At 42.6% G+C, this 19,030-nt stretch carries 14 protein-coding genes; 6 read left to right on the forward strand and 8 right to left on the reverse strand.

Annotated elements, in window-relative coordinates; genetic code table 11:
* Nucleotides 1–1,249: IS1182 family transposase (locus M1L62_RS17085; protein ID WP_254560828.1), on the reverse strand; the 1,249-nt coding region annotated here is incomplete at its 3' end.
* Between the two features lie 1,556 nt (nucleotides 1,250–2,805).
* Between M1L62_RS17085 and M1L62_RS17090 the strand changes: the two genes are divergently transcribed.
* The 3 genes from M1L62_RS17090 (at nucleotide 2,806) to M1L62_RS17100 (ending at nucleotide 7,210) form a co-directional block, all read left to right on the forward strand.
* Nucleotides 2,806–5,106: a hypothetical protein gene (locus M1L62_RS17090; RefSeq protein WP_254560829.1), complete on the forward strand. Its 2,301-nt coding sequence runs from the start codon at nucleotides 2,806–2,808 to the stop codon at nucleotides 5,104–5,106.
* A gap of 3 nt (nucleotides 5,107–5,109) precedes the next feature.
* On the forward strand, nucleotides 5,110–6,804 hold the full coding sequence (locus tag M1L62_RS17095) for a hypothetical protein (protein ID WP_254560830.1): 1,695 nt from the start codon (nucleotides 5,110–5,112) through the stop codon (nucleotides 6,802–6,804).
* A 181-nt stretch (nucleotides 6,805–6,985) separates the two neighbouring features.
* Nucleotides 6,986–7,210, forward strand: coding sequence for a hypothetical protein (locus M1L62_RS17100; protein ID WP_254560831.1), 225 nt, complete (start codon nucleotides 6,986–6,988; stop codon nucleotides 7,208–7,210).
* A gap of 526 nt (nucleotides 7,211–7,736) precedes the next feature.
* Here the strand turns inward: M1L62_RS17100 and coaD are convergent.
* The 4 genes from coaD to M1L62_RS17120 form a co-directional block, all read right to left on the reverse strand.
* Nucleotides 7,737–8,231 (reverse strand): pantetheine-phosphate adenylyltransferase, encoded by a 495-nt coding sequence (coaD, locus tag M1L62_RS17105; RefSeq protein WP_254560832.1) that lies wholly within the window; start codon nucleotides 8,229–8,231, stop codon nucleotides 7,737–7,739.
* Nucleotides 8,232–8,349: 118 nt separating this feature from the next.
* The gene (locus M1L62_RS17110) at nucleotides 8,350–9,255 is read right to left on the reverse strand and encodes a DUF3822 family protein (RefSeq protein WP_254560833.1); all 906 of its coding nucleotides are present in this window, start codon (nucleotides 9,253–9,255) and stop codon (nucleotides 8,350–8,352) included.
* A 35-nt stretch (nucleotides 9,256–9,290) separates the two neighbouring features.
* On the reverse strand, nucleotides 9,291–9,791 hold the full coding sequence (locus M1L62_RS17115) for an NUDIX domain-containing protein (protein ID WP_254560834.1): 501 nt from the start codon (nucleotides 9,789–9,791) through the stop codon (nucleotides 9,291–9,293).
* Nucleotides 9,792–9,930: 139 nt separating this feature from the next.
* Nucleotides 9,931–10,371 carry a CBS domain-containing protein gene (locus tag M1L62_RS17120; RefSeq protein ID WP_254560835.1) on the reverse strand — a complete coding sequence of 147 codons (441 nt, stop codon included), beginning with the start codon at nucleotides 10,369–10,371 and terminating at the stop codon, nucleotides 9,931–9,933.
* Between the two features lie 141 nt (nucleotides 10,372–10,512).
* Between M1L62_RS17120 and M1L62_RS17125 the strand changes: the two genes are divergently transcribed.
* Nucleotides 10,513–11,943 carry an ATP-dependent DNA helicase gene (locus M1L62_RS17125; protein WP_254560836.1) on the forward strand — a complete coding sequence of 477 codons (1,431 nt, stop codon included), beginning with the start codon at nucleotides 10,513–10,515 and terminating at the stop codon, nucleotides 11,941–11,943.
* A 6-nt stretch (nucleotides 11,944–11,949) separates the two neighbouring features.
* On the opposite strand, the gene M1L62_RS17130 is transcribed toward M1L62_RS17125, so the two are convergent.
* A complete protein-coding gene (locus M1L62_RS17130; protein WP_254560837.1) occupies nucleotides 11,950–12,906 on the reverse strand; it encodes an L-threonylcarbamoyladenylate synthase in 957 nt (318 codons plus the stop codon).
* 286 nt (nucleotides 12,907–13,192) lie between these two features.
* Between M1L62_RS17130 and M1L62_RS17135 the strand changes: the two genes are divergently transcribed.
* Both M1L62_RS17135 and M1L62_RS17140 read left to right on the forward strand, forming a co-directional pair.
* Nucleotides 13,193–14,932, forward strand: coding sequence for a GMC family oxidoreductase (locus tag M1L62_RS17135; RefSeq protein WP_254560838.1), 1,740 nt, complete (start codon nucleotides 13,193–13,195; stop codon nucleotides 14,930–14,932).
* A gap of 36 nt (nucleotides 14,933–14,968) precedes the next feature.
* The gene (locus tag M1L62_RS17140) at nucleotides 14,969–15,601 is read left to right on the forward strand and encodes a gluconate 2-dehydrogenase subunit 3 family protein (RefSeq protein ID WP_254560839.1); all 633 of its coding nucleotides are present in this window, start codon (nucleotides 14,969–14,971) and stop codon (nucleotides 15,599–15,601) included.
* Nucleotides 15,602–15,674: 73 nt separating this feature from the next.
* On the opposite strand, the gene M1L62_RS17145 is transcribed toward M1L62_RS17140, so the two are convergent.
* A complete protein-coding gene (locus M1L62_RS17145) occupies nucleotides 15,675–17,288 on the reverse strand; it encodes an ABC-F family ATP-binding cassette domain-containing protein (protein ID WP_254560840.1) in 1,614 nt (537 codons plus the stop codon).
* Nucleotides 17,289–17,450: 162 nt separating this feature from the next.
* Entirely contained in the window at nucleotides 17,451–18,722 is a 1,272-nt protein-coding gene (locus M1L62_RS17150; protein WP_254560841.1) for a lactonase family protein, read from the reverse strand.
* Nucleotides 18,723–19,030 lie beyond the last annotated feature (308 nt).

The raw sequence follows: 19,030 nt of genomic DNA on the forward strand, positions 1-19,030 counted from the left end.
TGATGGCCTTATAGAGCCTGGTGGTTTGCTCAAAACCAGTTACTGTCTTCCTTTTGCTATTACCGATGTAACGCATCTTCTGCCCCATTGGACAGATATAATGATCTGCCGCCGCGTTGTAAAAGAGCTTATCAGCAATAAATGGATGTTTGTTATTATAATTACGGTTTTGACGTTTATCAAACAGGTTGTACTTCACATAAGCAGTAATATTTTTCTTTTCCAGCAAGGCGTAGTTTTCCTCTGAGCCGTAGCCTGCATCAGCGGTCAGGCATTTTGGGCCAGCACCAAAACTATTTTCATGCTGCTGAATGTGCTCTGCAAGTGTATTGGTATCGGTCGTGTTAGAATGAATCGTGTAATTTACAATGAACTGATTGGAGGTTGATATTTGCACATTGTAAGCCGGTTTGAGCTGGCCATTTTTCATGTGATCTTCTTTCAGACGCATAAATGTGGCGTCCGGATCTGTCTTACTGTAACTATTACGCTCACCTAAAACAGACTCCTGATGTTCATACCGTTCGATATTAACTGGATAATGCTTAGTCACATATCCCAGTTTGGCCTTCATCTTTTTGTCCACATTGTCTTTCTCAGTCAGTACCTGGTTGAGCTTATCAACGGTCTGCTGGACTTTTTCTTTGTTGATCGTGGTCAGATCCGGTGGATCTGGCAGATTATCTTCGCTGGCAGCAACGCTCTGGGCATATTCCCAGATATGGGCCAGTTGCTTTTTCATCTTTTCCTTATTAGTCGCAATTGCTTTCTTCCAAACGAAAGAATATTTATTGGCATTGGCTTCGATTTTCGTACCATCTGTATATACTTCTTCAATGCTCAGAAAACCTTCCAGGGCAAGTAGCTCGACCACCTGTTCAAAAACAGCGCGTAATGCATTTTTCAAACGGACGCCCCGGAAACGGTTAATTGTGTTATGATCGGGATAACTCATCGAGCTCAGATACATAAAGTAGATGCTCTCCCTGCAAGCTGCTTCCAGCTTCCTGCTTGAATAAATATTACTCACATAACCGTAGACCAACACTTTCAAAAGCATCTGGGGATGGTAGCTGGAAGAACCCGTTGTATGATAAGCTGCATTGAGCGGCTCTAAACTAATCCTGTTTATTATATCATTGACCACACGGCATGCATGGTCTTTGGGTATCAACTCGTCTAAACTTGGAGGAAGCAGCATTAATTGCTGCTGGTGATAAGGCTTGAAAGTAGGTTGTCGGCGGCCCATATTTCTTGATTTGCTTATATCTAAAGATAATCAATTCTAGAAAAATAACCAACTCAATAAACACAACAAGAGGCTGCCCTTTTGAGACAGCCTCTTTTAACTAATATTTTGCCGGAACTTAGTTGTAACTCTTTTGATCATGTCACTACATTTACTCGACGAACCACATGATCGGTTTACTGAATCGCAGATTATGAAACAACTATTAGGGTTATCGTAGGAGGGGCTTGCTATTCCATGTAACCGACTGGTAATTTCAAAAAAGGGATCAACCAATGGTAAGTAGCCTTCGTTTCCATATTGTAAAACCTCTTCAATATGTGTTCTGGATTCGTACAGGATTATGATAAATCTGCACCTTAGGTTATATCCCTATCCTCACCGATAAAAAAGTCATAATCCCGATTGGTCTTTATAATGCTTTTGAAACCGATCGCATCAGGTATCTTTAATACTTCTCCGCAGTGTGTTTTGCAGACTTTTGAAACGAGCTTAAAACAGGAAAGGTGGCATATCCGATCAAAACAGCCCTTAACGATTCGGTTGCCTGATTGATTGTTCTTGTGACCCATCAGGTAGGAATATACGGCCATTATGTCGCGGTAGATTTCTTCCAGAAACCCGGGTGAGTAGGTTGATGCCGCCCAATCCAGTAGAGGGGCTACTAACGGTCTGTTTAAAGCATATAATTCTGCCCAGATCTTAGGAATATGCTTTCGGTAGTGAAATACCCCATCACATGAAAAATGATAAGGTTAGATAACAGGGAGGAAAACATTTCGGTAGTTTCCGACCAGTCTGGCATGTTTTGTTTTGCATCCAAAATAGGTACCATCTATTTGTTGCTCATAAAGGGCGTCCTTGTTCGTGATATTAAGGATATCTCATATAGCAACGCATCGAAACTAATCCCAGGCGCTCGGTTCTTATCAATGCGTAAGGGTGTATTCGATCGATCGGCGACAGAAATACACTCCGTTTCTATTACAATTGGATTATAAAATACAGACAAAAGAATGCAGGGTAAGAAATTTATTCTTCTTGCCTGTGAGTATTTCATACTCTCATAATTTTTTCAACAAAATTATAGCGACTGGAGTGAGTTAATGGACACGTATAACTAAGATGGTTTTCTTGATGCCTTTTACAAAATCTAAAAAGGGAAGATAGCTGTACGGATTGATAATAGGTTAAAAACCATAAATTTTGGCCGGTAACTAAAGACTTACAATATTATTTCAGTCTAAGTAAATATTTATTTATTTTTCTATTACAATACTCCCAATCCTCATGAAATCAGATAATCATATGGAAGCAATCTCATTGTTTTGTCGACGCATAAGTGTTCGGTTGCACTTTCCTTAAAGCTATTTTACTTAGTCACGAGTGCTATAAGTGCTGGATGGAATTGCGGCACCGGTCCAGGTTTTGCCCTTCATAGGTACGGATCGCAGTGTATTTTACTGCTGACTAAGTTTCGGTGGTCAGATAATGGCACGACAACTGTTTTTTATATTGAGACAAACCTATTTTTCAAGTAAAGAAACTCTTTCGTCATGTTTTCGAATACACTTGCCCTGGATGTTGTAATCGGACTTGTTCTGATTTATTTTATTTACAGCCTGCTGATAAGCATCATTGGAGAAATGCTGTCGGGCTGGATGGGCATCAGAGCTCGTTTATTGCGGCAAGGGCTCGATTCTTTACTCAATGACCAGCGGCCGGGTAGGATCACGGTGGATTTTATGAGCTGGATGAAGGATGTCTTTCTTGTAGAGCCGGCAGATTTTAAATTCTCTGATGCAGGACGTTTTTACAAAGAGCCTGCCATCAGGAAACTGGCGAAACGCGGTGATGAAAAAGCATGGTATTCGATCAGAAATACCAAACCGTCCTACCTCTCCAAGGAACTATATGCCAATACGCTTATTGCCATCCTTGGACGGAGAGGACGTGGCATTTGCGAAAGAGACCGGGTATTTATGGGGGTGGAAACGAACAGTACGCATTTTGGCGTGCAGACTTCGCAAAGATTTAAAGAGATGCTTAATGCCTCAAACGGCGAGCTGCCGCTTTTTCGAACCTGTCTAGAGGAAGAGTTTACCGAAATGATGGATCGGGTTAATGGTTGGTATAAACGGAAACTAGGTTTTATTCTTTTTTGGGTGGGTTTTTTGATGTGTATGGCCTTGAATGTTGATACTTTCCAAATCGTTCATATTCTTGTTAACAGTCCTGAGGCAAGACAGAAAATGGTGGCGCTTGCGCAACAGGCTGTTAAAGACAAAGATGAGGGTACCGCATGGACTCAGATCTCCCCGGATAGCTCTACTTATACCGCTCTTTTGGAAGACAGTTATGCCAGAGCCTTCCGCAATGCCCGTGAGGCAGAATTTTTACTGGGAAAGGGGTGGGATTTTGATGGCGTGGCTGAGGATATCAAAGTTGAAGACGGCAAAATCAAGGAGGCGAAAAAATATTTGAAGCGCTCCAAAATATTGCAGATTAAGGAATGTAAAGACCAGATCGAGACGTCCGATCTTCCTGTTGCTGAGCTGAAAAGTAAAATTGCCGATTATTATAATCTGGTGCAGAATGAGCGCGAAAAGGTACTGAATCCGATAGGTAAGCTGTTGGGTAAGAATATTTACTCAATAGATTCTGCATCTCTTACAAAAGGTAATGTGCTCAAAGCCAGCGTTGAACCTGGACTTTTCAGAAAAGTGAAAATCGTTCTGTGCCGTACGCTTCCGCCGTGGCGGATCAAATTCTGGGGCATTGTTCTTTCTGCTCTGGCTCTATCGCTGGGCTCTAATTTCTGGTTCGATCTGTTGAGGCGACTTGTAGCAATTCGATCCGCAGGTGTGAAGCCCGAAGAAAAGCCTGATGTGAAAAATCAGAATGACGCAGTTATCAGGAAGAGAAATGATGGAACTTTTTCGGAGTTTAATGACCCCGTAGAAAAAGCGATCAGCGATTATCGAAAGACCTGGGAAGGCATCCCCTGGGTAGTGGCCATCAATGCCGATGTACTTGATGTTAATGAGAGCAAAAAAGCGGGAGTAAAGATTGTCGTTGAACAGGGAGCTCCATTTCGGGGTGTTATTTCGGACAGTGTGGATGTCGTTGTGAATGATGTTAAAACAAGGGTACCTATTGTTTGTATTGAGGGGAAAGCAGGGGTATTTGCTGATGATTTCACACCAATGCCCGGTAATATCTTTCACCCGTTCACACAACAGTATGGAACACCTGCCGGAATTGTTCGTAACAAACGCACGGGTCAGGTTGCCATTTTAACCTGTGCACACGCTTCAATACTTAGCTCGGTGTCGTTTCTGGTTGACAATCAGGAAAAAATTGATCTTATCGAGCATGCCAATGATTTAGCAGGGCGCGGGATCGGGGAGGTAAGAAACAGAATATTCTCAAGTTACATCGATGCGGCCGTGATTGACGTAAAAAGCGACTTTAACACTTCGCTTATCAAGATTGCCGGTGTCCAGCTGCCAAGTCTTTCCAGTCCCAGACCGATTAAATCCCAAGATCAGGGAAGTCTGAATCTGGTTGTTCACACAGTGAGAGGTAAAATAGAAGGAGGGGTACTGACACATGCCAGAGCCAACCATCAATTCAGGAACGAGATGAAATCTGCCAATTTTCAGGACCTCATCCGATTCGGTAAAGCTCCATTCGATAAGTTTCTTACACAGCCAGGCGATTCCGGTGCACTGATTACAGCGGACGGTAAACCCGTAGCTATTTTAATCGGAGCAGCGGAAACGGCTGAGGGTAAGTTTTCTTTTGGAGTAAAACTGACTGATGTTATGGAGGCGCTTCAACTAACCATTATTTGAGATATGAAAAATCAATTCTTGTTACTATTCAGCTTCTGGATTGCATGCCATCCGTTTGTATACAGTCAATCCGCCAAACCGGCAGAGAAGCCCAAACCTGTAGAAAAGTCCTGGAATGTAGATGAAGACCAGGGGTATGACATTTCGGTGCCGGGTATTTATAAAATACGGTTAACGAATTTTGGCAGTTCAAGAAAAATTATGGAAGGCGTTAACACGGTGACAACTGCTGACAATTCTTTCGATGTGATCATAGACACGCTAAACAATGTATCATACCCTGGAGTCGGTCCAAAATCTTTTTCGGGTAGTATCTCTTTTGCCTGTACTGATTCTGACAAACAGCTGAGGCTAACCAAAATTGATGATGGTAGCGGGAAAGATAAGGGAAAAGATGTAACGAAAGTGAAAGCAGCAGATCAGTATATTTCGTTCGGCAGCGACATGACCGCACAGACAATATGTGCCAATTGCGCGTCTGAAACATCATTGGATATTATTTATGATGTCTCTTGTAATAAAATTGTGTTTCCGGTTAAAGAGCGGAACAAGAAGTTTTTTTTGAAGATGTTACCCATCGACCGGGTAGTGCAGATCGTGCCGATAAATTACAATCCCTACCTGGACAGTATTGCAGTAAACGTTGCATTTGACGATAAAAATCTTGAATCACAGGCGCTTTTTTCTGGTCTGTTCACACCTCAGAGCGGACAGCAGGTGAAAGCAACCGATGCCAAAACGGAAGCAAAGAAGGAAGGAGATTTTCAGAATGCGAAGGCGTCAGACAGAATTCCAAAGCTCGAAAAACTGAAAGCAGAATTACTTGAGTTCAGAAACGCGGCAATCATAGCGACGGCTATCGATGTCGACAAACTGACGGTAGCAGTAAATAAGATGCTGGGTGAGGTCAATCAAAAATTTGAGTTGAAGATATCCTCCGGCGCCGAGTTTGCGAAAGCCTATAAAGTCAAGTATAGCCCGGTAATTGATGATGAGGCAAAGTTGGTCGACGAGGTTGCTGTCAGTTTGGATAAGGTCATCAGGTTTAACAGAGCATCGGTTTTACCGGTTCAGATTGAGAACGCAGACATATCGGTCTTTAATTTTTCCAGTTTCAAAGGTGGCAAAAAAAACGGGCAGTTTAAATATCAGTTCTTTAACAAAAATGGATTCAAGATCGATTTCAGTACGGGGCTGTTTACGACGGGTCTTATTGATGAAAAATATACCTTTGGCGCGGATACGACCATAATTTCTCCTACGCGAAGCTATATAGCCTTCTGGAATGGTAAAGAAACAGTCAGAAAGGATTCTATAACCGGATACACTTCCACAAACCAGCGGGAGATTCTGAGGGATTCCAGAGATAAATTCAATATTGGTCTTGGAGTACTTTTACATGCCTACTCTCGCTGGGGAAAAAGGATAAATGTGGGACTTTCAGTAGGAGGTATCATTGATAATCAGACCAATATCAAGTACACGGGTGGGGGAAGTGTCTTACTTGGCCGGGAACAACGGCTTATTCTGACCTATGGGATAGCATTGGGTAAGGTGAATAAACTTGGGAATGGTTTACAGGAAGGTAAGTTTGTTACGCTCAGTACAAATCAAGCCGAACCAACGATGCTGGCAAAATGGGCGTCGAGCTGGTTTTTTGGTGTGACCTACAATCTGGGAACCCTCGTAAGCAAATAATCGGAACGACTTATCAGCTATGAGGGGGGGATCAGTTCTGACTGTTTGGGTGCGCTCTCTCATTTGAATGGGCAGCAGGTGTGGCTGTGTTTTCCGTTAGATAAATTTTAGGTTTGCGGAGCCATTTTTTTTATTACATTCATTTATATTTATTATCATCCCTCTTCAACTTGTTGAAAATATGTTCTCAGATCAAAATGGTCCCGGCGCTGCTGCGGGCTCTGACACGTTAGAAACCTGGCGGAAGCATGAAAATTCGTGCGATATGCAGATCGATGTAATTAATGAAGCTCAAAGGCGTCTGTTAACGGATAGGATGCGGCCTGGCAGAAAGTCGACTAAGACTGAAAATGCTGCCTTCTCAGGTTCTCATATCAGTTTCAGTCAGCGGAAAAAATATGGATAGATTTTCAAGTTAACCTGCCGGGTGGCTGGCAGCGGTTTCAAAATGAACCCTTACGGGTTCCACAGCGAAATCAATTCCGAAATTCGGCAGACAGGTGGGAAGACGACAGAAGGGTTAAATACTTGTAAAACTCTTAGAAAGAGCTAAGTTGTTATACGAAATTTGTTTGACTTAACAACAATTCTTGTTGCTGATGTTTGGAAATTTAAACTCAATTCTTTAGTTTTGATAAGTTTAGGCGGTGTTTCGCCTGGCTGTTTATGATCTCCCCATCCACTTTTTCCCCGCCAAAACCACTTAGAATAACTTAATCAGACTAGTTTTAGTATTAAGGTTATATATGTCCAAAACAAAACAAGTTGAGAAGCTTCCTGATTTCGATTGGGAAAAAGCAGAAGACAAAGGATTCGGTACAGGCTATTCAGCTGTTGACCGTACTCGTTTTGAAGAAATGTACGAAACAACAATTTCTCCGGTTCAGGAAAAAGAAGTTGTTAAAGGGGTTGTTGTAGGNTCTTAATTCTTTTTACAAACCTGAGTTTTTAAGTTCTCTTAACCGGTTCAGTTCTGAAAGGGAATAAGGTAAAAAGTCGTCAACCCCCTGGCCATACCGGTGCAGATCACGAATGATGCTCGAACTGATTGGCGCCAGATTCGGCGATGTGATTAAAAAAACAGTTTCAATTTCTTCATAAACAAAGCGGTTCACCTGCGCGATTCCGTTTTCATATTCAAAATCCGTGGTATTCCTAAGGCCTCTCAGCAAAAACTTCGCACCAATTTCTCTGGCGATTCTGGCAGTAAGATCATTATAGGTAATCACCCGGACATTCTGTTCTTTTTCAAAAGTCTTTTCGATTAACTCCTTCATGACATCCAGAGGAAAATAACGCTGTTTGCTGGAATTGTTACCAATACCAACTACCACCTCATCAAAAAGTCTTAATCCCCGCAAAATAATATCTTCATGCCCTTTTGTAAAAGGGTCAAAGGAACCGGGAAACAACGCTATTCGCTTCATAAATTTTAATTAAAATCCGAGGAGTTACTAATCAACCGCAAGTATAACCAAATAGTGAAAATGAAGTCTTCCCGGACTTCACTCTTAATTATTTTCTAAGTTATAAACCCGGTTTATTTCAGGAAGATACCAAATAAGTATTGAAGAGCCCAAAATACCGGTGCCCCGGAATATCTCCGCAATGTGTACTGTAACGCAGCGTCGTTGGCCCGTTTCCAATTTGCACATTGGGGAAGAATCGGTTTAGTTCTACAAAGGCATCGGCTGTCGGGCTTACCTCTCCGTAACACAACACCTTCATCTCTTCGGGAAGATAATTGAGTTCGTTAAGCGCAAAAAGAACGATATAGGTCAGCTCCTGAGGCTGCGCATACTTGAACCTGTTGCACAAAATAAGCTGTTGGCTCTCCGTCACAATCAGTGTAAAATATCCTTTTTCAAGATAAATTGACACCATTTTTAGCTCCTGATGTTCGGCATGGCTTACGAGTGCACCAATGATCAGCGGGCTGGTCAGGTGATAAAACGCAATATCAGACGACTCAAAATGCTTAACCATCCAATCATACCACACCTTCGGAATGCTGAAAACATTATTGGCATGCACGATCGGCAATTCGTGATACAACACCTTTTCGTCCTGATTCACCGGATGCCCCAATGCAAATTCCAGATAATTCGGAGCCGAATCTTTCTCAAAAATAAGCGTTGGAATTAAACTGAACGCATGCGAATTAATAGCAACTCTGACATTTTTCCAGTGGTTGGAAGACCACAGTAAATGCCCGGTGAAAATTTTCTTCAATCGGTCGAAAACCTCGTCCTGACTCAGAACGACATCAAAATTATAATCCTCCAACCAGATGCATTCCATCCTTTCGTCCCTGATAATACAGAAACGTATCCTCCTTTCATCCACTTCAATGCATAACGTACAAAACGGAATTGCATCTGCATCAAATGAATTATCGCCCACCAAAAGCGTAGGGATTACTTCAATTGCCTGGTTCTCAATTTGTGCCACAATCTGATGTTAAATGATATTCTAAAACTATGTTACTAATTATTCTTCTTTTTTCCAACATAACCACTGATTGACAGAAGGTCGTGCAACGTTTCGCATTCTTTGAAAATGCTATGCACCTGGTTTTCAGGAAGTGCCTTTATTTCAGACATGTACATAAAACGAACATCCTGTATAATTTGGTTTCCGTCCGAAAATTCCGGATCCAATCCGGTTTGTAAAGTTCCGGAGACTTTTTTAATCTGGAAGAACAACTCAACGGCATGCAAAGGAGAAGCAATAAACTCATTCACGAAAAGCATATCCCCTACTTCAACCGTTAACCCCGTCTCTTCAATGAGCTCTCTCACCAGCGCCTGTGGGGCGCTTTCACCAAACTGCATCCCTCCACCCGGCGGACTCCAGAATATATTTTCAGGACCAGCCATGTTGTGGCGGACCATCAGAATCCGGTTATCGGATACACAGATTCCACAGACCCGCATGCGCAGCCTGTTCCCGTATAAATCAAGCAGTTCTTTATTTCCCGATTCCAATGATTATTTTTTTGGAGGGGCAAAGATAACCAACCTGTCAAAATTGACAAGTTATTAAAAATATTAGATACTAAAAGGTATGTCCCGGAAAGTTATTTCAGAGAAAAACAAGCCATCTAAATACAAAAGATTAAATGCATCAGGCAAAAGGAGTACCTGAAATGTAGCCTTCAAGCGATTGAATGTGTGCTTTCTGTTCGCGAATGATGGCCGAAACGATATCGTTGATCGAAATAATCCCAACCAGCTCGCCTTTTCTGTTAACAGGTAAATGCCTGATATGTTTATCCGACATGATCTGCATACAGTCTTCAATTTTTTGATCGGTCTCCACCGTAATCACCTTGCCTGTCATAACATCCCCGATCAAAGTGTCCCTGGAAGCACGTCCCAGCAGAATTACTTTGCGCGCATAATCACGCTCGGAAAATATACCGATCAGTTCTCCGTCTTCAAGAACCAGGACAGCACCGATATTTTTTTCTGCCATGAGCTCCAATGCCTGAAAAACAGTTGTCTCTTTTGTGATAGAGAAAATAGCATCAATGGACTTGTTGGCGAGCACTTGATATACTTGCATAGATGTTCAGGTTATGATTAAAAGTTGAACTGGAAAACTAATATATAAATTTGCTATGAAAAAATCCAATAAAATCAATGTATATTTTTGTTATCAGATACCGACTTTGATATTCGGCTTCCATCCCGTAGTTTCGTGCCCATGGAAGCAGACCAATTATTACCGTCCCAGCGTTTAGTTAAAAAATTCCCCTTTCGGCCCACGAAGGGACAGTTACGTTTTTTTGCGCAAACGGATGATTTTCTAATTGAAGAAAGCGGCCTGGAACGTTATCGCGACTGCTTTTTGCTGAAAGGATATGCCGGAACTGGGAAAACCACGATTGTCAGTACTTTAATAAAGGTACTAAAGAATTATGGTTATAAGTCCGTTTTGCTTGCGCCTACGGGGCGAGCGGCAAAGGTAATGTCTAACTATTCCGAGAAAATCTCTCTGACCATACACAAGAAAATATACAAACAAACCTCTGATTCCTTTTCAGGGAACCTGACTTTCGAACGCCAGAAAAACTATCACGATAACACGCTGTTTATCATTGACGAAGCTTCGATGATCAGCGACGAGGCCGACTATGGCAGCCGGAGTTTACTTGCCGACCTGATTGAATTTGTTTTTGAAAATCCAGGTAACAAGCTGATGCTCATCGGAGATATGGCACAGCTGCCACCCGTTGGTAAGGCATTAAGCCCTGCTTTGGATAAGGCTTATCTGGAAAAGAACTTTTACATGTCGGTTTTTGAGGAAGAACTGACTGAGGTAATGCGTCAGGATGAGCAATCGGGGATTTTATTCAACGCAACAGAACTGCGGGAACAACTAAAGGAAGAAAAACCTAACATTCAAATCCAGACAAAGTCGTTTCGGGATACTTTCCGTATGACGGGCGAAAAGCTGGAAGAAGGGCTTCGGTATGCTTTTGATAAATACGGTCAGGAAAATACAATTATCCTGACACGCTCCAACAAGTCGGCCGTTCAATATAATGAGTACATCCGCCGATCGATCAACTTTTCTGAGGAAGAGCTGGATGCTGGTGACAGATTGATGGTGGTCAGGAATAACTATTCGGTCCTTGATGAAGACTCCCCTGCCGGATTCATCGCCAACGGTGATTTTGTCGAGTTGTTGAAAATAAAACGGACCCAGGAAATCCACGGATTCCGGTTCGCAGATGTTGTGCTGCGGTTAACAGATTACGAAAAACAGCCGGAATTTGAGGCAAAAATCATGCTGGATACCTTGCATTCTGTTTCGCCGTCGATGTCGTCGGAGGATAACCGGAAATTATATGAAAGTGTCTTAGAAGATTATTTTCATATCAAATCAAAAAAAGAACGCATGGAAGCACTGAGAAAAGACCCTTATCTCAATGCTTTGCAGGTAAAATTTGCCTATGCTCTGACATGTCATAAAGCCCAGGGCGGTCAGTGGAGTGCTGTTTTCATTGATCAGGGTTATTTACCAGAAGAACAGATCAACAGCGAGTTTATACGATGGCTATATACGGCGATCACCAGGGCAACCGATGAAGTTTTCCTGATGAATTTTCACACGTATTTCTTTAAAGGCTAAGCGGTTTCAATCTGCCGCTGCGGCTCTTTTCAACCGGTCATTTATTGCTCTCCCGAGATCCACATCCGGAACAAATTCAGCGAAAATCTGCCCGACAGGCTGGGCATCAAGTTCCCGCAAATAGGCAAACAAATTATGTGCTGCTTCTTGAAGGTCTCCCCGCGGACTTAAAAGCCGCTGATATTTTTGATCGACGCTCTCCATAAACCGATCAAACAAAAGATAACCTGTCGCCTGATCAGAAGCTGCCGGAATCATGTTTCTTTCCTGTAAAAAAAATGGTTTTCGTGGCGCATAATGGCTTTTTAACATGCCGGGCGCCTGAGGATTAGAAGAGGAATGCGGCATAAGGCCAACCGTACCTACCACATTTTCAATCGCCTCAATGGCCAGCCCACCTAATCTGTAAATCGTGGGCACACCATCTACAAAACCGATAATGGTCGATTCAATACCGATACCACACGCTCCGCCATCCAGAATGTAAGGAATTTTCTCGCCTAACTGCTGATTCACATGGGCGGCGCTCGTCGGGCTGATATAACCGAAAGGATTTGCACTTGGGGCTGCCAACGGGAAATCCAGTGCCGATAAAAGTGCAAGCGTCAGCGGGTGATCCGGAATGCGGACAGCAACAGTATCCAGTCCTGACGTAACCAGATCAGGGATGATATCTTTTTTTGGTAAAAGTAAAGTCAACGGCCCGGGCCAAAATTCCTTTGCCAGTAAAAAAGCCTTTTCAGGAATTTCCTGAACATACTGCGCAAGCTTTTCGAGTGAATCCGTGTGTACAATCAACGGATCAAATGAGGGACGGTTTTTTGTTTCAAAAATGGATAATACTGCTTTTTCATCCAAAGCATTTCCTGCAAGCCCGTATACAGTTTCGGTAGGAATAGCGACCAATTGTCTTTTTTGTAGAAACTCCTTTGCCAGATTTATGTCCTTACCAATGATAGCCAAAATGTTATTCTCGTTTTTTAGACTACAAAGGTATGGAAAACGTTTTTATTACGCATTTGAGACGTACTTTTTACACATATTTCAGTATTACCATTATCCGGATAAGATAAATCATTTCATTGCAATTCCGTCGTTTCCGTTATTGCGGGGCGAATACGCCCAATCCACAGCTGTCCCGTTTAGATTCTTTTTAAATTAGTTTCAAAAGTAATACGATGGCTGACTGTTTTGTTTTACATGTTTATATTTATTGATTAAATAGTATTTTCTAAATCAATCCTTAACTATGTTCCAAATTAAAGAACAACCTGCTGTTTTTGATGTCTGTATTATAGGATCAGGCGCAGGAGGCGGGATGGCTGCTTACCAGCTTGCGAAGGCCGGTGCCAAGGTGGCCCTTCTGGAGGCTGGTGGTTATTTTGATCCGGCTGACCCTAAATACATTACCCAGTTGAAATGGCCTTGGGAATCTCCTCGCCGTGGTGCGAGTACGACCCGTCCTTTTGGCGATTTTGATGCGGCATGGGGTGGATGGGAACTGGACGGAGAACCTTATACACATAAAAACGGCACCAAATTTGACTGGTTCCGGTCACGGATGCTCGGTGGACGAACCAACCACTGGGGAAGAATTTCGCTGCGTTTTGGCCCTAATGATTTTAAAAGACACAGTATCGACGGTCTCGGTGACGACTGGCCGATCGGTTATGATGATGTAAAACCTTACTACGATCAGGTTGATAAGCTGATTGGTGTATTTGGTACGGTTGAAAATATTCATAACGAACCGGATGGAATTTTTCTTCCGCCGCCTCCGCCGCGTTTGCACGAGCATTTTCTTAAGAAAGCCGGGAAAGCAGCGAATATTCCTGTGATCCCTTCTCGCCTTTCTATCCTTACTAAACCGATTAACGACCAGCGAGGCGTGTGTTTTTATTGCAGCCAATGCGGTCGTTCATGCCAGGCTTACGCTGATTTTTCGTCTTCATCGGTATTGGTTATCCCTGCCCTGAAAACCGGAAACGTTACGCTGATCAACAATGCTATGGCGCGTGAAATCCTGACGGATGCCAACACAGGTTTGGCCACAGGCGTTTCTTATGTAGATCGCGAAAAGCTAACCGAGCATACTATCAAAGCAAAAGTGGTTGTTTTGGCAGCCAGTGCGGGTGAGTCTGCACGTTTGTTATTGAATTCAAAATCAGGCAGACATGAAGGTGGTTTGGCAAATTCGAGCGGCGTGGTTGGTAAATATCTTCATGATTCTACCGGAGCTTCACGCAGCGCTTTCCTTCCGCATTTGATGGATCGTAAACGTTATAATGAAGACGGCGTTGGCGGTATGCACGTGTATACACCATGGTGGCTGGATAACAAAAAACTGGATTTCCCAAGAGGTTACCACATCGAATACGGTGGCGGTATGGGTATGCCAAGTTATGGTTTCGGATCTGGTATTGAAGGATTAAACGGAAAATACCCGACTGCAAACGGCACAACCAAACAAGCAGGAGGTTACGGTGCATCACTTAAAGAAGACTACCGTCGTTTCTACGGTGCTTATGTGGGTATGGCAGGTCGCGGTGAAGCAGTACCAAACGTCAATAACTATTGTGAAATTGATCCGAACGTGGTTGACAAATATGGTATTCCGGTATTGCGTTTTAACTACAACTGGACGGACTACGAAATCAAGCAGGCCAAACACATGCATGAAACATTTGAAGAAATGATCCATGCGCTGGGTGGTGTTGCGTTGGGAACAAAACCGGGTGCGGATACCAACTATGGCATTGCAGCTCCGGGACGGATTATTCACGAAGTAGGAACGGTGCGTATGGGTGATGATAAAAAATCGTCAGCGCTTAACAAGTTCTCTCAGGCGCACGACGCGAAAAATGTTTATGTGGTTGATGGCGGATCATTTGTTTCTCAGGCCGATAAAAATCCGACCTGGACGATTCTTGCCCTTTCATGGAGAGCATCAGATCACATCATCGAGCAGATCAAACAAAAGAATTTATAATCCCTGTCTTCTCCGGTTGACTTAAATGATATAAAAATGAAACGCAGAGATTCATTAAAAGCACTAACACTTAGCTCCCTGGGATTTGCGGCGATGAACCCGCAGGAAGCGCTTGCAGAGGCCCGGGAAATTGAAAGCCAGCTGCCTCCTGAAACTCCCCTGAAAATTCCGGGTGGTCGTCAGAAAGAAGAGGCAATTCGTGATGCAAGACTGATGAAGGAAAAGTTCTTCACAGTGTCAGAATTGGCTACCATCAAAATATTGGCAGATATCATTATTCCGGCAGATTCTAAATCGGGAAGCGCTTCCGATGCAGGCGTTCCGGCATTTATCGAATTTATCGTAAAAGATATGCCACAGCACCAGATTCCGATGCGTGGTGGTTTGAAATGGCTTGATCTGGAATCAAGTAAACGTTTTCAGAAAACATTTACACTGCTGACACCGGCTCAGCGGATACAAATTGTTGATGATATTGCCTATCCGGAGAATGCTAAACCGGTTTACAGCCAGGGTGTGGCCTTTTTTAACCTGATGAGAAATCTGACGGCTTCCGGTTTTTATACCACCCGAATCGGCATCGACGACATCGGCTACGTGGGTAATACGCCCAATATGTGGGCTGGCCCACCCGAGGAGGTGTTAAAACAATACGGATTTACAAAATAAAAATCCTAAATAAAAAGAGAACGGCCATCAATTTCGATTGATGGCCGTTCTCTTTTGTTATCATAAATAACTGTTAATACAAAGCGTTACGCTGTGCTTTAACGGTTTCATCTTTAAGGAAATCATCATAAGGCATCAACTTATCCAGAATTCCTTTTGGTCCGATTTCAATGATGCGGTTTGCGATCGTGTGAACGAACTGGTGATCGTGAGAATAAAACAACAGACATCCTGAGAAATCAATCAGGCCGTTGTTAAGCGCTGTGATGGATTCAAGGTCAAGGTGGTTAGTCGGATCGTCCAGGATCAGGGCATTAGATCCTGAAAGCATCGTACGCGATAACATACAACGAACTTTTTCACCCCCTGAAAGTACTTTCGCTTTTTTCAGTGACTCTTCACCCGAGAAAAGCATACGACCAAGGAATCCACGGATAAAGCTCTCATCTTTTTCTTCTGAATACTGACGAAGCCAGTCAACCAGGTTCAGGTCAACGTCAAAGAAAGAGGTTGGATCTTTTGTGAAATACGATTTTGTAATCGTTACCCCCCAGTTAAAGTCACCCTTATCCGCCTTTTGCTCACCATTTAATATATCAAAAAATGCGCTGATTGATAAAGTATTACGACTCACAAAAGCAATTTTATCGCCCTTGTTAACGCTGAAACTCATATTGTTAAACAATACAACGCCGTCTTCCGTCTTTTTAGACAATCCGTCAATAGTCAAAATCTGGTCTCCTACTTCACGTTCTGACTTAAACGCAATGTATGGATACTTCCTCGATGATGGTTTGATATCATCAATGGTAAGTTTTTCCAGTAATTTCTGACGTGAAGTTGCCTGCTTGGATTTAGAAGCATTCGCGCTGAAACGACGGATAAACTCTTCAAGTTCTTTACGTTTTTCGTCTGATTTCTTATTCTGATCCTGGCGTTGTTTCATAGCCAATTGGCTTGATTCATACCAGAATGAGTAGTTACCTGAGAACATCTGTACTTTGCTGAAATCGATATCAACGATGTGCGTACAAACTTCGTCCAGGAAGTGTCTGTCGTGAGAAACAACGATAACTGTATTTTTGAAATCGGCAAGGAAGTTTTCAAGCCACAAAACCATCTCAACATCAAGGTTGTTGGTAGGTTCATCCAGCAGAAGAACATCCGGATTTCCAAAAAGCGCCTGAGCCAAAAGTACACGAACTTTGATGTTGGTATTAAGATCACCCATCAATGTTCCGTGCATGTCCTCTCCTATTCCCAAACCGCTCAATAATTGCGCTGCTTCGGTTTCGGCCTCCCAACCGTTAAGGTCCGCAAATTCTGCTTCAAGATTAGCAGCCTTTTCTCCGTCCTCATCCGTGAAGTCCTCTTTTTCATAGATTGCCTCACGTTCCTTCATGATTTTGTAGAGACGTTCGTGTCCCAAAATCACTGTATCCATGGCTGTATATGCGTCGAACTCAAACTGATCCTGTTTAAGGAAAGTCATCCGTTCGCCGGGATTCATGCTAACTAAACCCGTTTGAGCTTCAATTTCACCTGAAAGAATTTTTAGAAATGTTGATTTACCCGCTCCATTGGCACCGATAATGCCGTAACAGTTTCCAGGTACAAATTTTATATTTACTTCATCAAACAACACCCTTTTGCCGTACCGCAAGGATACGTTCTGAACCGTAATCATCTTAAAACTGATTTTTTATGAATGAAAGTGCAAAATTACGAAAAATAGAGGGATTTTCTATGTCCGAAAACAAAGGATATCCCCAGTTTGTGTAAACATAACAAACAAAAGAGGCCGATGTATCACCGGCCCCCTTTTTGAAAATATATTTTCAGCGTTTAATCAGGGAATAACACGTAAAGTGTGAGCACCTTTTCCAACGCTAACTTTTGCTCCCTGCTTTTTCAAAGCCGGGGCATCTCCTTTGGTTACCGACCAGAATTCAACCGCGCCATTGCCATTTCCATATTCTAAAAATTCGTATACAGAAACTGCCAGGTTCGAGCCGTCTTTATCAAAAACGACACTTTGAGGGTAAATTCCTTCAAATGGATAATCAGAAACTTTTGTTAAAGCTCCGTCCCCAGCCAGTTTGAATAATGACAACGAGCTTCCCGTTGCAGCACCAGCTTCTGACCATGGGTGACCGCTTTTCGCCGCATTTACCGTAACCAGTGAAGTACCGTCAGGGCTTATGGCAAAAGAACCTGTGTTCAAACCAACCGCAGTTTTACTGGCCACTTTATGTTCAACAGCACCGTCCATCGAAAAATCAACGACAAACAATTCTCCTTCACCTGTCGCCTTTCCAGCCGCACCTTTTGCATCAAGAACAAAATAGTGTTTTCCATCTGGCGAGAACTTCCCGAAAGATGGCTCAGCACCTACCTGTACCGGTTTCCCAACCAACTCAACGTTTTTAAGCTTACCGGCTTCACGCAATACTTTGTACAAACCTACTTCATGCGTTTTTCCCAAAGTAAAAGCGATAAAATCGCCTGATGGATGCCATGAAACGTCTACAATCTTATTTGTAGAGTCAATACCAGAAGGAAGATTCAAGAATCTTGCTGGTTTTCCATCCGGTGCAGATTCAATAAATACAAGATCCTTACCAGTCTGACGGGTCGAAATGATCAGTTCATTTTTATTGACGTCAATAGCAGTTGGATATTTCCCTACCGGAAAACCAAATTTCGCCTTCGGAGCAGCCGGGTTGGCAATATCTACCACAAATAATTTTTCGCCGGCAGGAAATTCCAAAGCGGCGTCCTTATACTCGGCCACACCATCATCCGGACGAAGACGGCTTTCGAGAACAAAAGCCAATCCGCCATTTACAGGAACAGCAATCGTTTTTGCAGAACCCAATGCCGAATTTGATACCAATGCCGTACCCACCGACTTACTACGGTCAACCGGAAATTTAATTGATGTTAAAAGATCTTTTGCTGTGTTGTCTCTTAATAGCTTCCCATCAACTAGCGCCGAGGCTGACATATCAGCATCAGAAACAACCACAAGGCCCCGGGCGTTAAAATTAACAGGCGATTGAGCGACAGCAGGAACGGCTCCCAAAGCCACTAAACCGGCAAATAATGCGACTTTTTTCATAGAAAAAGAAAGTTTTAGATAGATTAAATTTTAATAAAAACATAAAGTGCTTTTATTAAAAGAAACCTTGTAAGCCTGTTTTAAGGTGTTACAAGGTTTCTTTTAACAGTTTGCAATATATCATATAAAACATTTAAACTACAAGATTTACTCTCATTTCCTGCTCCATTTTTATTTAAATGCATTTTTTAGCTCCCCATCCCTAACATTTTACGCTTATCATTGCAAAAGTTACAATGCAGAAAAATCCAACATAACACAGAAAACCCCGACAGTAAAACTATCGGGGCAAATATCTTTGTAAAAAA

The sequence above is a fragment of the Dyadobacter diqingensis genome (genome assembly GCF_024220585.1).
GTDB classification, from domain to species: Bacteria; Bacteroidota; Bacteroidia; order Cytophagales; family Spirosomataceae; genus Dyadobacter; species Dyadobacter diqingensis.

Excerpts from the sequence above, each read along its gene's own strand:
- M1L62_RS17120 (WP_254560835.1), bottom strand. The coding sequence starts at position 10,371 with ATGCAAGTATATCAAGTGCTCGCCAACAAGTCCATTGATGCTATTTTC.
- M1L62_RS17140 (WP_254560839.1), top strand. The coding sequence starts at position 14,969 with ATGAAACGCAGAGATTCATTAAAAGCACTAACACTTAGCTCCCTGGGA.
- M1L62_RS17095 (WP_254560830.1), top strand. The coding sequence starts at position 5,110 with ATGAAAAATCAATTCTTGTTACTATTCAGCTTCTGGATTGCATGCCAT.
- M1L62_RS17090 (WP_254560829.1), top strand. The coding sequence starts at position 2,806 with ATGTTTTCGAATACACTTGCCCTGGATGTTGTAATCGGACTTGTTCTG.
- M1L62_RS17100 (WP_254560831.1), top strand. The coding sequence starts at position 6,986 with ATGTTCTCAGATCAAAATGGTCCCGGCGCTGCTGCGGGCTCTGACACG.
- coaD (WP_254560832.1), bottom strand. The coding sequence starts at position 8,231 with ATGAAGCGAATAGCGTTGTTTCCCGGTTCCTTTGACCCTTTTACAAAA.
- M1L62_RS17135 (WP_254560838.1), top strand. The coding sequence starts at position 13,193 with ATGTTCCAAATTAAAGAACAACCTGCTGTTTTTGATGTCTGTATTATA.
- M1L62_RS17150 (WP_254560841.1), bottom strand. The coding sequence starts at position 18,722 with ATGAAAAAAGTCGCATTATTTGCCGGTTTAGTGGCTTTGGGAGCCGTT.
- M1L62_RS17125 (WP_254560836.1), top strand. The coding sequence starts at position 10,513 with ATGGAAGCAGACCAATTATTACCGTCCCAGCGTTTAGTTAAAAAATTC.
- M1L62_RS17145 (WP_254560840.1), bottom strand. The coding sequence starts at position 17,288 with ATGATTACGGTTCAGAACGTATCCTTGCGGTACGGCAAAAGGGTGTTG.